This is a genomic window from Actinosynnema sp. NPDC023587 (assembly GCF_040640215.1).
In the GTDB taxonomy this organism is placed as follows: domain Bacteria; phylum Actinomycetota; class Actinomycetes; order Mycobacteriales; family Pseudonocardiaceae; genus Actinosynnema.
In genome coordinates this window covers 152,956-167,143 of record NZ_JBFABG010000008.1, presented here as the reverse complement: position 1 = coordinate 167,143, position 14,188 = coordinate 152,956, and the positions used below count along the sequence as shown (strand labels likewise).

The 14,188-nt window shown below is 69.2% G+C and carries 12 protein-coding genes; 9 read left to right on the top strand and 3 right to left on the bottom strand.

The window, feature by feature from the left end; genetic code table 11:
* Positions 1–77: 77 nt before the first annotated feature.
* A complete protein-coding gene (locus AB0G01_RS22135) occupies positions 78–251 on the bottom strand; it encodes a CsbD family protein (protein WP_360948358.1) in 174 nt (57 codons plus the stop codon).
* Positions 252–1,319: 1,068 nt separating this feature from the next.
* On the opposite strand from AB0G01_RS22135, the gene AB0G01_RS22130 reads away from it, so the two are divergent.
* The 4 genes from AB0G01_RS22130 to AB0G01_RS22115 all read left to right on the top strand — a co-directional run bounded on the left by AB0G01_RS22130 (position 1,320) and on the right by AB0G01_RS22115 (position 4,666).
* Entirely contained in the window at positions 1,320–1,874 is a 555-nt protein-coding gene (locus AB0G01_RS22130) for an EF-hand domain-containing protein (protein WP_360948356.1), read from the top strand.
* 373 nt (positions 1,875–2,247) lie between these two features.
* Complete coding sequence (locus tag AB0G01_RS22125) at positions 2,248–2,631, top strand: LuxR C-terminal-related transcriptional regulator (RefSeq protein WP_360948354.1); 384 nt, start codon at positions 2,248–2,250, stop codon at positions 2,629–2,631.
* A gap of 110 nt (positions 2,632–2,741) precedes the next feature.
* Positions 2,742–3,650 carry a methyltransferase domain-containing protein gene (locus AB0G01_RS22120; protein WP_360948352.1) on the top strand — a complete coding sequence of 303 codons (909 nt, stop codon included), beginning with the start codon at positions 2,742–2,744 and terminating at the stop codon, positions 3,648–3,650.
* 185 nt (positions 3,651–3,835) lie between these two features.
* A complete protein-coding gene (locus AB0G01_RS22115; protein ID WP_360948350.1) occupies positions 3,836–4,666 on the top strand; it encodes a methyltransferase domain-containing protein in 831 nt (276 codons plus the stop codon).
* A 73-nt stretch (positions 4,667–4,739) separates the two neighbouring features.
* Here the strand turns inward: AB0G01_RS22115 and AB0G01_RS22110 are convergent, their stop codons facing one another.
* Complete coding sequence (locus AB0G01_RS22110; RefSeq protein WP_360948348.1) at positions 4,740–5,987, bottom strand: cytochrome P450; 1,248 nt, start codon at positions 5,985–5,987, stop codon at positions 4,740–4,742.
* Positions 5,988–6,406: 419 nt separating this feature from the next.
* Here AB0G01_RS22110 and AB0G01_RS22105 point away from each other — a divergent pair, with 419 nt between their 5' ends.
* From AB0G01_RS22105 to AB0G01_RS22085, 5 genes are all read left to right on the top strand, one after another.
* Complete coding sequence (locus tag AB0G01_RS22105; RefSeq protein WP_360948346.1) at positions 6,407–7,579, top strand: cytochrome P450; 1,173 nt, start codon at positions 6,407–6,409, stop codon at positions 7,577–7,579.
* Positions 7,580–7,589: 10 nt separating this feature from the next.
* Positions 7,590–8,486 carry a UbiA family prenyltransferase gene (locus AB0G01_RS22100; protein WP_360948344.1) on the top strand — a complete coding sequence of 299 codons (897 nt, stop codon included), beginning with the start codon at positions 7,590–7,592 and terminating at the stop codon, positions 8,484–8,486.
* The gene (locus AB0G01_RS22095) at positions 8,483–9,331 is read left to right on the top strand and encodes an arylamine N-acetyltransferase (protein ID WP_360948342.1); all 849 of its coding nucleotides are present in this window, start codon (positions 8,483–8,485) and stop codon (positions 9,329–9,331) included. Before AB0G01_RS22100 ends, AB0G01_RS22095 begins: the two co-directional genes overlap by 4 nt.
* On the top strand, positions 9,328–11,433 hold the full coding sequence (gene pabB, locus AB0G01_RS22090; protein ID WP_360948340.1) for an aminodeoxychorismate synthase component I: 2,106 nt from the start codon (positions 9,328–9,330) through the stop codon (positions 11,431–11,433). Before AB0G01_RS22095 ends, pabB begins: the two co-directional genes overlap by 4 nt.
* Positions 11,434–11,497: 64 nt before the next feature.
* On the top strand, positions 11,498–12,436 hold the full coding sequence (locus AB0G01_RS22085) for a diiron oxygenase (protein ID WP_360948338.1): 939 nt from the start codon (positions 11,498–11,500) through the stop codon (positions 12,434–12,436).
* Between the two features lie 45 nt (positions 12,437–12,481).
* Here AB0G01_RS22085 and AB0G01_RS22080 read toward each other — a convergent pair whose 3' ends face one another.
* A complete protein-coding gene (locus AB0G01_RS22080) occupies positions 12,482–14,143 on the bottom strand; it encodes a carbamoyltransferase N-terminal domain-containing protein (RefSeq protein ID WP_360948336.1) in 1,662 nt (553 codons plus the stop codon).
* Positions 14,144–14,188: the final 45 nt, after the last annotated feature.

The window sequence follows — 14,188 nt, the reverse complement described above, 5'->3', positions numbered from 1 at the left end:
GCGCAGGACCCGTTTTCACCTGTCGACGTCGATGGGGCCGGGGCGATTGACTCGCTCCGGCCCCATCCGCGCGCACGTCAGCTCTTGAACGCGTCCTTGACCTTCTCGGCAGCCTGCTTGAGGTTGCCCTTGACCTGGTCGCCCCGGCCCTCGGCCTCCAGATCGCGGTTGTTGGTGGCGTCACCCACCGTCTCCTTGACCTTGCCCTTGAGTTCGTCGGACTTGGCGTCGAACTTGTCGTCGGTGCTCATACCCGCGAATGCCCGCCCGACGCGGTGTCGAAACCGGTCGAGCGCACAGGATCAAGATCACAGCGACGAGCCCGTGCCCCGGGTGTCGTCGCGGTGGGCGCGCGGGAGCCGGGGTTAACGGTCCACTGTGGACTGTCGACGGCCTCGGGTCGCGGTGTGAGGACCTGCTCGAACGTTGTACGGAGCCTCCGGCACGGGGGATCGCATCCGCTGCGGTGACCACTCGTGGCCTGATCCTGGGAGCTGCACGCCGGCATCGGCCGGGAACACCTGCCCGGAGAACTCGGGTGCGGCTCCGGCGTGAGCTGGTGGCGGTGCCTGTGTGACTGGGGGGGGCAGCGGGGAGTGACAACAGTTGCACTAACTGTCACTGGCATCCAATTTCCGGGATGCGCGGTCCACGCGACCCCTCATGAGGGCGGACAGGTCAACGCAACTACGCCGGTGCCGCTGTTGGCCGGCAATGACACAGGGACGCCCTGCGTCAAGGTGTGAACTCGAACAGGGGATGTGGCGAGCGGACCTCGATTGCTGAGCGTGCTCAACTGCCGGTGGGACCGGACTCCGATCGAGCACCGGACATACCGACGTGGAGCAGGCGCTCGGTCGAACGCATACAACAGGTCACGGCCCGACGGGCCCTGGCTGTCGCCAACTAGGCTTTTCAGGTGAAGCGCCAATGGTGACGGCCGGCGGGCGCGCGCATCGCACATTCGAGTGGAGGGCGCGCTTCGTCGTTCCGCGAGCGCGACGCGCCGCGCATGCTGGAGCGCGGGTCGGCCCGAAATCATCGCCACGTTCGACTTCGGCGGGCGGTTCGGGTTCGATCACGACAACGCATGGAATGCGCAGTTCGACAGGGGGTGTCGGCCAATGTGGCAGTGTCGACATCCTTTACCGGGGTTATGCGGTCCCAGTGTCGGTTCCACAACCTCGGCAGCGACCGTCGACGACCGGTTCGAGCACTGTGCCGCACGTCGGGCGGACATCCGGTCCTTGATCATTTTTCCGGGCGACCAACGAAGCCGGCCATCACGGCCGATCAAGAATTGACGAGGAGAACCGACCGTGACCACTACCACCACTTCCATTCTCAGCCGCAAGCTGCAACACATGTTCCGAATGCTCGACAGTGATCAGGACGGCTACGTGACGGCGGACGACATTTCCGCCCGCGCCGACGCCCTGGCCGCCCCCTTCTCCGCGCAGCCGGAAAAAGTGCGGAAGCTGAAGGAGTCGCTGCACCACGTCTGGGACCAGTACCTGCGGGAGGCGGACGAGGACGGCGACGGCAAGCTGACCGCGGCCGATTACGAGCGCGGCATCCGCGCCGCCATCGACCGCGACTCCGACGGGCTCGTCGACGCGCTCCACCGCAGCGCCGCCGCCTGGTACGACCTGTTCGACGCCGAACGCGAGGACCACCTCAGCCTCGACGAGTACACCACGCTGGCGCGGGGCATGGGCAGGACTGCTCACCAGGACAACGAGCAGGCGTTCCGTCGTCTCGACCGCGACGCCGACGGCCACCTGCGGGCCGAGGACGTCCGCACGGCCATCGTCGAGTTCTGGACGAGCGAGGACCCGGACGCGGACGGCAACTGGCTCTACGGCCCTCTGTAGACCGCACGTCGGGAACGGCCGAGGACGGGGTTCCGCATCCGCCCGTGGATCGTCGGACTCTGCCGCCCCTCGACGCCGACGCCGACCCGTTGCCTCCACGAGCGTGACGGGTCGGCCTTCGTCACCGGCACCAGGACTTGTCCAGCTTCGGCCGGAACTCCGGTGCTCGGCAAGAAATCATCAACTCGGGCGTCTCGATCGAAGCCGCTCACCGCCGACGCGGGCGTTCGAGTTCCGGAGAGCTCGGTTCGCGCCGGTCAGGCGCTGTTCCGCCGGATATCCCCACGACATGTCCGGTACCCGGGGAGGCGGTGCAGCGCGGACTTGTCGTGCACTCCTGACCTGGCCGGCTGTACGGGAATGGATGGGTGTCATGTATATCGGGCAGAACGACGTGCTGATTTGCGAACACCGCTCGGGCTGCGCCCGGGAGGACGGTGTCGGGCAGGTGCTCTCCGGTCCGGTGGTCGGGGGAATGGCCGGCTCTGCCGACCACGGAGCACGCCGGCCGGTCACCTGCTGGACGCTCAGTGCCCTCCAGGCCAAAATCCTGGAGGGTGTCGCGGCCGGCTTCTCCAGCGGGCGGCTGTCGAGGGAGTTGTACTTCAGCGCGAAGACCATCGACTACCACGTCCGCGTCATGTCCGACAAGCTCCAGGTGCCGAATCGGGTCTCGCTGGTCTCGAAGGCATTCGTCCTCGAACTGCTGCGAACGGATTCGTGGCCCCCGCGTGTTGCCTGTGACACCGTGAACTGACGCGCGGTGGTGCGCGACTGCGGTTCGGGCGGTCAGGCGCGAAGAGCATGTTGTCAGGTGCCCCTGAAGTCGGCCGACCTCGTCGGCATCCGAGCCCTGGAGAAGTGACCGTGTCGGATCTGGATGAGTTCTCAAGTTCACCGCAAACGCTGCTGGACCCGCAGGACGAGGTAAAACTGGTCGGTCGGTACTACGACGAGAAAACAGCCAGGCTCGTGCGCAAGTACGGGCCCGGCCCCAGGATTCACTACCACGTGGGTTACTACCCCTCCTCGGCACGGCCGCTGCGTGCTCGCGGCACGACGCCGGATGCCATCCGTCGCAGCATTCGACTCCACCAAGAGGGTTTGTTGCGGTACGCGGCCAAGATCTGGGGTGCCGAACACCGGCTGTCCGGGAGAATCCTGGACATCGGCTGCGGTCTTGGCGGCGGCTCGATCTTCTGGGCGCAGGAATACGGGGCGGACGTCACGGCGGTCACCAACGCGCCGGAACACGCGCCGATAGTCGACGGCTTCGCGCGGGAATGCGGAGTGGACCGGAAGGTCCGCACGCTGGTCTGCGATGCGATGCAACTCCCCGTGGACGGTCCCTACGACGCGGCCGTGGCGATCGAGAGCAGCGGGTACTTCAACCGCACCCGGTGGTTCGAGCGCCTGGCGCGCGTGCTCCGCCCCGGCGGGAACGTGTGCGTCGAAGAGGTGTTCCTCACCCGCCCTCGCGGGGCCGACGTGTGGGCCGAGTACTTCTACACGAAGCCGGCCACCGTGCTCGACTACGCGGAAGCCGCGCGATCCGCGGGGTTCGAACTGGTCGATGAAGTCGACGCCACGTCGGAGACCCTCCCGTTCTGGGAGGAGAGCACCGCCTGGACGAAGGCGGTGCTGGACGGTGACAGCAGCCTTTCGGCGGCGGACCGCAGGCAGTTGAGGATATCGCTGATGGCGAACCAGGCGTTGGGCGCTGAATGGCAGGCAGGGGGCTTGCGCCTGGGTTTCCTGCGCTTCGAGCTGACGTGAGCGAAGGCGCTCGCCCGGGTTTCCGGGCCGAGCGCGGAGCGGACAAGCCCCCCATCGAGATGAACGGCGACAGCGTCGGGCGGTCGGCTCGCGAAATCCGCGCCGGCGCACCGGCACGACCACGCGCGGGCAAGGCCGCACCGCCGCCGACTTCCCGCCACCTCCACGACGATACGGAGTTCTTCATGGCGCTCAGACAGTCTCCCGCTCCCAGCGACGTCGCCGACATGTACGACGGCATCGGTCAGATCTACGGTTCCGCGTGGGGACCCAACATCCACTACGGCTACTGGGAGAACGACGCCGACGACAGCTCCGTCGAAGAAGCCACGGACCGCCTGACCGACATGATGATCTCGGGTCTCGCCGCGCGGCCCGGCCAACGGGTCCTGGACGTCGGCTGCGGCATCGGCCATCCCGCGCTGCGGCTCGTCCGCGCTCGTGACGTGAACGTGGTGGGCATCTCCGTCAGTCACGTCCAGGTGGCGCGGGCCACGGAACACGCGGCTGCGGCCGGGCTCTCCGACCGGGCCGTGTTCCAGTTCACGGACGCGATGGACATGCCCTTCCCCGACGGCTCGTTCGACGCGGCCTGGGCGTTGGAGTCGATGTGGCACATGCCCGACCGGGGCCAGGTGCTCTCCGAGATCGCCCGCGTCCTGCGTCCCGGCGGACGCCTCGCCGTCGCCGACGTCATCGAGCGCGGCCCGGTCAGCCCCCGGGGACGCCTGCTCCTCGACCACATCTGCGAGAACTACGCGGTGCGCTCCCTGGGCACCGTGGACGAGTACCGGACGGCGTTGGCCGCCAACGGTTTCGTCGACGTCGAGATCCGGGACATCAGCGACAACTGCTCCCGCACCCTCGCGCTCATGGCCGACGCCGTGGACACCGTCCGCGACAGGCTGGTCGATCTGGTCGGCGCGGAACAGGCCACCTCGCTCATCGACTTCATGCGTTTGTCCGCGATCACCCCGGAGAGCGGCTACCTGTTCCTGACCGCAGTCCGCGCGTGACCGCCGTCCCCGGCCTGCGCCACACCTCGGCGCAGGCCGAGCGGGTCGGCCCGACGCACGCGGATGTCCGTCCTCACCGCCGTACCCGCAACTCGGTCAACGCCCGCAGCGGGAACACCGGCCGATGACGTGGCGGCGGCCCCGGCACCAGGGACAGACCCGGCACCCCGGCGGCGATGGCCCGTACCGCGATCTCCAGTTCCGCGCGGGCGAAGCCCGCTCCGAGGCAGAAGTGGATGCCGTGCCCGAACGCGAGGTGCGTGGCAGACCGGCTGCCCGGACTGAACGCGGCCGGACACGCGTGGGCGCGAGAGTCCCGGCCCGCCGCCCCGTACAGCAGGAGCAGCCGGCTCCCCGCAGCCAGGTGGACGTCGCCGACCACCACGTCACGGATCGCGGTCCGGTACATGCCCGCCAGCGGGCTGTCGACCCGCAACCCCTCCTCGACGAGGTCCCGTGGGGCGATCGTGCCGTCGACGACCTCGGCCCAGCCGCCGGGTGACCGGAGTTGCTGGAAGAGGATCGTGCCCAGCGCTTCGGCGCAGGTCATGTGTCCCGCGAAGATCAGGGTGGGTACCTGCACGGAAACCTCGTCGGCGGTGAGCGTGTGGCCCGCCTTGCCGTCGTGGAGCAGTTCGCTGATCAGGTCGTCCCGTGGTGAGGCCAGCCGTTCCCGCACGAGCGAACGGGCGAACGCCCCGAAGTCCACCAGTCCTTGGGCGCAGGCGCGCAGCCGGTCGGGATCGGCCTCGCGCTGCAACATCATGAGTTCGATGCGCTGCTCGGACCACGTCCGGCAGCGGGCGAGGTACTCGTTCGGGACCCCGAGGCGTCGGCAGATCACCTCAAGGGAGTACGGAACGGCGAACGCCGAGATGAAGTCGAACTCCTCCTCGACCGCAGCACGGTCGAGGAGGCCGGTGGCGATCGCACGCATCGCGGGTTCGAACGCCCTGACCCTGGCCGGCGTGAAACCGGCGTTGAGCACCTCCCTGATCCTGGCGTGCTCGGGCGGGTCGAGCGAGCCGACAGCCACGGCACCAGCGCCGCGCCACGTGCGGAACATCCGGCTGACGTCCTCGGGCAGCGCGACCGTGGGGCGGGGGTTGTGGTCGCGTGCCGAGAAGCTCCGGTCGTCCCGCAGCACGGCGAGCATGTCCTCGCGCCGGGTGACGCACCACGCGTCGAGCAGAGGGGCGTAGAACACCGGCTCGGCATCTCCGATGTCGGCCAGGAACGAGTACGGGTCGTCGCGATGTGCGCCATACGGGTCGAACGGCCTGCCTTCCCGCACGCGCCTGGTGTCGGCCGGTACAGCCATTTCGCTCCAGCTTCTCCGTGAACCATTCCCGGTGGCGCTCGGTCGTGTCGTGCGATATCGCCCGGCGTACGACTTGTGCGGTCGACCTTGGTGTCGCCCACCGGGCACCAATCCGCAGAATAGTCCGATCCGGGTCTCGGGCCGCCTTCTTTGGGGTTTTTCCTAAAGTCGAAATACGCTCAGGCCATGTCGTTGACACGTCCGAACGGGTCGTTCAGGATATCGGTCGGAACTACCGCCCAATTCCCAAGGTCCACTGGGGATGCGGATTGCGTGCAGGTCGGGAGCTGTCCGCGCAATAGGTGATGTGGGGTGATCGTGAGCGTGCTCAGTGGCCTGATCGACGCGGTGCCGGGTCCTCGGTGGGCAATCCGCGAACCTGGGCGCGGGCCCGTTCACGGTTCCGGTGGAGGTCGTCGATGAGCACCCCGGTTCAACTGCCCTTCGAGCAGGCGAACGTGCTGCAACTCGCGCCAGGGTTGCGCACGCTCCAATCCCGGGGCGCGGTCCACCGGGTTCGTACTCCCGGGGGTGACGATGCGTGGCTGGTCACCGGGCACGCCCGGGTGCGTCAGTTGCTCGACGATGACCGGCTCAGCCGCTCGAACCCCGATCCGGAGGCTGCGGCGCGGGACGGCGGGTCAGCGCTCCTCGCCGGCCTGCTGGGCGGCTTCGCCACCGACCACGCCCGGTTGCGCGCGCTGCTGGAGCCGCACTTCGCGCCCGAGCGGATGTCGGCGCTGCGGTCCTACGCCGACAAGGTGACCGGGCGGCTGCTGGACGAACTGGCCGGGCAGGAGTCACCGGTGGACCTGCGCCGGGCGTTGGCCGTGTCGCTGCCGATCCAGGTGATGTGCGAGTGGTTGGGCGTGCCGCAGGAGGACGAGGACCGGTTCGGCAGGTGGATCCAGGACGCCGCCGACGTCGGGGACCCGGTCAGGTCCAAGCGGGGGGTGGGCGCGTTGCTCGGCTACTGCCGGCACCTCGTCGCCGGCAAGCGGCAGGACGCGGGCGACGACGTGCTCTCCCGGATCTGCGCGACCGAGGGGATCGCCGACTACGAAATCCTCGGGCTGACGGCGTTGTTGCTGTTCGGTGGTTATGAGACCACGGTGGCCCGGATCGGCACCTGCGTGGTGCTGTTGTTGGCCGACCCCGAGCAGTGGCAGGCGTTGCTGGACGATCCGAGCCTCGTCCCCGGTGCCGTCGAAGAAACCCTGCGGAGGTCGATGCCGAACCCGCACAACGGCGGCATGCCCCGTTATGCGGTGACGGACTTCGAGATCGACGGGGTCACCATCCGGACCGGCGACTTCGTGCTGCTGAACATCATCGCGGCCAACCACGACGAGACGGCCTTCCCCGGCCCCGAGCGGGTCGACGTCACGCGCGACACGGCGGGCAGCCTCGCGTTCGGGCACGGCGCGCACCACTGCGTGGGCGCGGCGCTGGCGCGGATGCAACTGCAAGTGGTGCTGGCCCAGCTCGTCGCGCGATTCCCGACCATGCGCCTGGCAGTCGGTGTGGAGGAGCTGAGGTTGCGCCACGACACGCTGATCGGCGGGCTGGTCCGACTTCCGGTGACGTGGTGATGGGATTCTGATGCTGCACAAGCTGTCTGCGGGCGTGGTCACGAGAAGTCCGGGTTCGGTCCGCCCCTACCTGCTGTTGATGCGACTGGACAGGCCCACGGGGTACCTGCTCTACCTGCTTCCGGGGCTGTGGGCCGTCGCCCTCGCCTCCGGGCAGCGACCAGACCCGTCGGCGGTGGTGGTCGTCGCCGTCGCCGCCGTGCTGGTGCGCGGCGCGGCCTGCTCGGTCAACGACGCGGTGGACCGGGACGTCGACGCCCGAGTCGCCCGCACCGCGTCCCGTCCCGTCGCGTCGGGGACGATCGGCGTCGGGAACGCACTCCTGTTCGCCGCCGCACAGGCCGTGGCCGCGCTGCTGGTCCTGGCGGTGGCGAACGTGGAGGCGGCCCTGGTCGTCGGGGCCTCGTACCCGCTGATCGTCGCCTACCCCTACATGAAGCGCGTCTTCTTCTGGCCCTCGGCGTTCCTGGCGATGGTGATGAGCGTCTACGTGGTGGTCGGCTGGACAGCGGTGACCGGGAGCGTGGACCACCCGCCTGCGGTGTACGGCCTGTACGCCGGCGGGGCGTTCTGGACCTTGGTGCACGACGCGATCTACTCCCACCAGGACAAGGAGTACGACCGGAAGATCGGTGTCAGGTCGTCCGCCCTGCTGTTCGGCAAGGCCACCAAGGCGTGGCTCGCGGTCTTCGTCGTGCTCAGCGTCGGCGGTGTGCTGTGGGCCGGTTCCCGGACGCCGGTGGGGTGGGCGTTCTACCTGATCGTCGTGCTCGCGGGGTGCTTCTTGTCCTACCTGGTCGTGCGCGTGGACCTGGACGACCCGAAGTCGTGCTGGGACACCTTCGTCGCCAACACCTACTTCGGTTGGATCATCCTCGCGGCCGTGGTCGCCGGGCAGTTCACATGACGGACGAACCGCGTGCGGCCGAGTCGGTGTGGCAGGGGAGCGGCGTCGACCTGGACGCCTACCTGACCCGCGTGGGCTACCTGGGCGACGTGGCTCCGGACCTCGCCACGCTGCGGGGCCTGCACGTCGCCCACGTCGACGCGATCCCCTTCGACAACCTCGACGCGCTGCTCGGGCGCACGGCGGTGCCGCTGGACCTGGGCAGCGTCCAGGAGAAGATCGTGCGGCAGGGTCGCGGGGGCTGGTGCCTGGAACAGGTCGTGCTGATGGCGGCCGTGCTGGACCGCATCGGCTTCACCTTCACGGCGTTCGCCGGCAGGACGCGCATCCGCACCGGGAACAGGTTCGGACCGGCCCTGCACGTGGCCCTGTGCGTGGAGATCGACGGTGAACGGTGGCTTCACGACGTGGGTTTCGGTGGCTACGGGCCGCAGGAGCCGATCCGGCTCGTGGAGAACGCGCGGTCGGACGGCGACTGGTCGTTCGACCTCGTGCGGGAGCCGACCGGCGAGCACGTGCTGCGGTTCCTGCGACCGGAGGGGCCGACCGAGCTCTACGGCTTCACCACGGACGTGCGCTACCCGTCGGACTTCGAGCTCCTCAACCACTTCTGCCTCACGCACCCGCGCTCGCCGTTCAACCACCGGATGGTCCTCCAGCGCACGCGGCCCGAGGTGCGGCACGTCCTCGTCGGCACCGTGCTCACCGAGATCCGGCCGGGGGAGCCGGCGACGTCCCGCGAGCTCGACGAGGCCGAGGCGCTGTCCGCTCCCGAGGAGGTCTTCGGGATCACCCTGGGGCCAGGCGACATCCGCACCCTCGGGAAGACCTTGGCCGACCCATGACGCGCACACTGCTGGTGGACAACTACGACTCGTACACCTTCAACCTGTACCAGCTCCTCGCCGAGATCAACGGCCAGGAGCCGGTCGTCGTCGTGAACGACGATCCGATGTTGTCCCGCCCGCTGCCGGAGGACGTCGACAACATCGTCGTCGCGCCGGGCGCAGGCCGCCCGCAGCACGCCCGGGACATCGGCTTCGTCGGCGACCTGCTGCGCCGCACCACGTTGCCGGTGCTCGGCGTCTGCCTCGGACACCAGGTGATCGCGCACCTGGCCGGGGCCTCGGTGGTCGCCGCGCCCGAACCGAGGCACGGGCACCCGGCCAAGGTCTCCCACGACGACGACCCGCTGTTCGCGGGCATTCCGCGCGAGTTCGTCGCGGTGCGCTACCACTCGCTGTGCGTCGAGGAGCCGCTACCCGAGGAGCTCATCGCCACGGCGTGGGCGGACGACGGTGTGCTCATGGCGTTGCGCCACCGTGATCGGCCGCAGTGGGGCGTGCAGTTCCACCCCGAGTCGATCGCTTCCCAGTGCGGCGGCGAGATCCTGCGGAACTTCACCGACCTGGCCCACCAGGCGCGAGGCGGGCGGCGGCCGTCGATCACCCTCACCGAGGCCGTGGACGCGCCACGCGACGACACCCCCGGCAACGTCGCGGAACTGGGCGTCGTGAGCGGGGTCGTGCGGACCGCCGCCGACGCCGAGGCCATCTTCCTGACGCTGTTCGCCGACCAGCCGCACTGCTTCTGGTTGGACAGCAGCCGCGTGGAGGACGGCCTGTCCCGGTTCTCGTTCCTCGGAGACACGTCGGGGCCGCTCAGCGAGGTCCTCACCTGTCGCGCCGGCAGCGGAGTCGTCGAGGTGCGCGATGCCGACGGCGTCCGCCTCGCCACCGGCAGCGTGTTCGACGTCCTCGATCAGCGGCTGCGCGACCGGCGCATCCCCGACCCGGCCCTGCCGTTCGACCTGACCGGTGGCTACGTCGGCTACTTCGGGTACGAGCTCAAGGCCGAATGCGGTGCCGAGGCCCGTCACACCGCCGAAACACCCGACGCCGTCTGGATGTTCGCCGACCGGGTCGTCGCGGTCGACCACCAGGAGGGACTGACCTACCTGGTGGCCGTCCACGACGAGAAGACCGCGCGCGACGCGCGGGAGTGGGTGGACCGGACGTCCGCAGAGCTGGTCGGCCTGCGCCCGGCCGACACCGAGCCGGTCGTCATGCCGCCCGCCGACCTGGCCCCGGAGGTCGAGGAGCACCTGGTCCGTGGCCGGAACCAGTACCTGGCGGACATCGCGGAGTGCCGGCGGCAACTGGAACTGGGCGAGAGCTACGAGATCTGCCTGACCGACACGCTGCACCTGCCGTTCCACGATGACGACACCTCCTTCTACCAACGGCTGCGCCGGGTGAACCCGGTGCCGTACGCCGCGCTGGTGCGCCTCGGCGATGTCACGGTCTTCTGCGCGTCGCCGGAGCGCTTCTTGCGCATCGAGCGCGACCGCACGGTCACCAGCAAGCCGATCAAGGGCACCGCCGCCCGTGACGCCGACCCCGTGCGCGATGCCGAGATCGCCGCCACCCTCGCTTCCAGCGCCAAGACGCAGGCCGAGAACCTGATGATCGTCGACCTGCTGCGCAACGACCTGGGCCGGGTGTGTGAGGTGGGCAGCATCGACGTGGACCCGTACCTGGCCGTCGAGAGCTACCAGACCGTGCACCAGCTCGTCTCCACCGTCCACGGCCGGCTCAAGGACGGGGTCAGCGCGATGGACTGCGTCCGGCAGTGCTTCCCCGGCGGCTCGATGACCGGTGCGCCGAAGCTGCGCACCATGGAGATCATCGACGGCCTGGAGACGGAGGCCAGGGGCGTGTACTCCGGCACCCTCGGCTACTTCGGCCTCTCCGGCGGCGCTGACCTGAACATCGTGATCCGCACGGCCGTCCGGGTCGGCGACCGGATGACCATCGGGGCCGGTGGGGCGATCGTGCTCGACTCCGACGCCCAGGAGGAGTATGAGGAGATGGTGCTCAAGGCGGTGTCGTCGCTCCGCGCCTGGCGCGCGCCTGCGGTGTCGGACGCGGACGGCTTCCGGCGATGAGCGACAACGCCGGATTCCAGCGCGGGGCCGGTGGCTCCCGTGCCGACACCCGAAGGAGGTCCCGATGCCCGGTACCGCGACACGTGAGGAGTACGAGCGCGACCTGTTGGTCCAGCTCACCCGTCGCTGGGGCGGACAGGTGGCGGTCAAGAAGGACGAACTCGACCTGGACGGGCACTTCGACGCGGCGCTGCCCGACTTCCCCGACCACCTCGTGCCGGTGCTCGGCCTGCCGGGTGCCGACCGACTCGACCGGGACGCCCGCGCACGCATCCTGTCCGCCGCGTGGATCGCCTACAACGCCAAGACCGCCGCCATCGAGGACGAGATCATCCTCCCGGCCTGCGGACTGATGCTCCGGGAGGACGTTCCCGTCCGGCGTGACGACGTCGCCGTCGACGCGCTGCACCAGACGATCATCGACGAGCACTACCACATCCTGATGTGCCACAACGCCGTCGGCGTCACCCGCCGTCGGCGCGACCTGGCCGGCGTGCGGTTCGCGCCGGACGCCTGGTCGGTGGTCAGGGGACGGGCCGCCGCCCGGGTCGGGCTGTCCGGGTTCGACCGCGACATCGTCGACATCGCGTTCTCCCTGGCCGCCGAGACGACGATCAGCGGGTTCCTCTCCGCGCTCGCCACCGCCCAGGAGATCCAGCCGATGAACCGGATCACCACCGACCTGCACCGGCGGGACGAGAGCGGCCACGCGGTGGTGTTCCGCGAGCTGTGCGGCTCGCTCTACCGGAACCTGGACGGCGCGCAGCAGCAGACGTTCCGCGAAGCGCTCGTCAGTGGCTTGGCCGCGTTCCGCTCCGCAGACCTGGAACCCTGGGTGACCGTTGCGGCGCAAGGTGGTTTCGAAATCGGCGTCGACCAACTGGGCGAGTGGGCCGCGTCCCGTCCGGCACCCGCGCGGGACACCGGACCGCTGCGGCTGCTGCTCGACGACCTGGGCATCGGTCACGATCTCGTCGAAACGGTGCAGGTGAACCGGACTTGACCTCACCCATCACGTGATCGCGAGGTTAGACGAGCGATGGAGCGCTCATCCCGCGTCGGGATTCGTGTACAGCGTCCCCTCCGACCAGACGTAACGAGTTCCACCCCACCGGGCCGCCGACTCCACGTCGGGGAAGAAGCCCCGCCCTTCCAGGTTCGCGCTGGTGTTGCACAGCACGGGTATTCCGCTGATCTCGGCGTAGGCGACGAGGATGCGCGCCGTGGCGGTGTCCTGAGTGGACGCGATGGTCTGGAGCCGGGCCGTGCCGTCCAGGTGGACGACCGCCGGGACGCGTTCGGCCCAGCCGGGCCGCATGCGGTGCTCGAAGATCATGTAGGGGTCGGGCGTGCCGGGGTCGAAGACCTCCGGCGCGCGTTCCTCCAGGCAGAGGGGTGCGACGGGCCGGTACCGGGCGCGGTTCTTGATGTCGTTGAGCCGGTCCTTCATCCGGGTGCCGGTCGCGGTCGCGAGGATGCTGCGGTTGCCCAGAGCGCGCGGACCCAGCTCCGCGCGGCCGGACAGGACGACCACCGGTTCGTCCTCGGCGTGCAGGAGGGCGGCCAGTTGCCGCTCGTCGCAGGGTTGTGCGCGCCACCCGTCGGGGAGGGTGCCGGTGGTGCTGCGCGGTCCGCTGTAGACGTTCCACGCCAGCGCCGTCCGGCCACGCCGGAACATCTCGCAGGCCGCTGTTCCGATCGCCGCCCCCGCGTCGTTGGGGAAGGGCGGGACGAAGACCTCCTGGAAGACACCGCAGGCCCGGATCGCGGTGTTCCACTTGATGTTCAGCGCACAACCACCGCCGAGCACCAGGTTGTGGCCACCGGCCGGGAGGCGGCTCCGCACCGCCGAGGTGAGCCGCTTGAGCAGGTGGTCACTGAGGTAGGACTGGTAGGTGGCGATGAGGTCCGCGTTCGACAAGCCCGGCATCAGCTCGTCCCGGTTCGCGGCGACCTTGTCCCCCAGGATTCCCACCCGGTCGACGGGAAGGTCGCGGAACTCGGCCATGAGGTCGTCGAAGACGGTGAAGGCACCGGTCTCGACCCGGCCCGTGGCGGCGTAGGCCATGGCTTTCCCGGCGACGGAGAGGTGGTGGCGGATGGCCCGGTCCGACGCCATGTCGTCGGTCTCGCGCAGGTACGGTTCGAACCGCGCGCAGAAGGCCGCGAAGCTGCCTCCGAAGACGGGCATGAGGGCTTCGACGAAGGTCACTTCGCGGGTCGCGGCCCGCACCCGGTAGAGGCGCGGCGTGATCATGCCGTCCCAGACCAGGACGAGCGCGTCTTCGCCCCTGGCGGCGAACGGGCTGGAGCAGTACGCGCCGATGAGGTGGTTGGCGACGTGGGGGTAGCTGGCGTAGTGGTCGAAACCGTGGCCGCTGAACGTGTGGCGTTGTAGCGGACCGCCGTCGCCAGGGCTCTCGACGTACGGTGCGACTCGGAGCTGTACCGGCAAGCCACCGGCGTGCACGTTGACGGCGAACTCGCCCGCGGCGTCTTTCGTGTACCAGCCGTCGACCACGAACTGGTCGACGTCGGTGGGTGACAGACCTTCCGCTTCGAGGATCTCGGCCACGCGTTCCAGGTCTCCGAGGGAGCTGTAGCGTTCGCCGTTGCGCAGCTTCTCGACCTCGTGGCTGAAGAGGAGGCGACCGTTCTCGATGACGGCGACCCCGCCGTCGTGTGATGCCTTGATCCCGCAGATGAGCATTGGTGCGTCGCCCTTTCTGGCCGTGCAGCCTGAAAACCGGAAGGC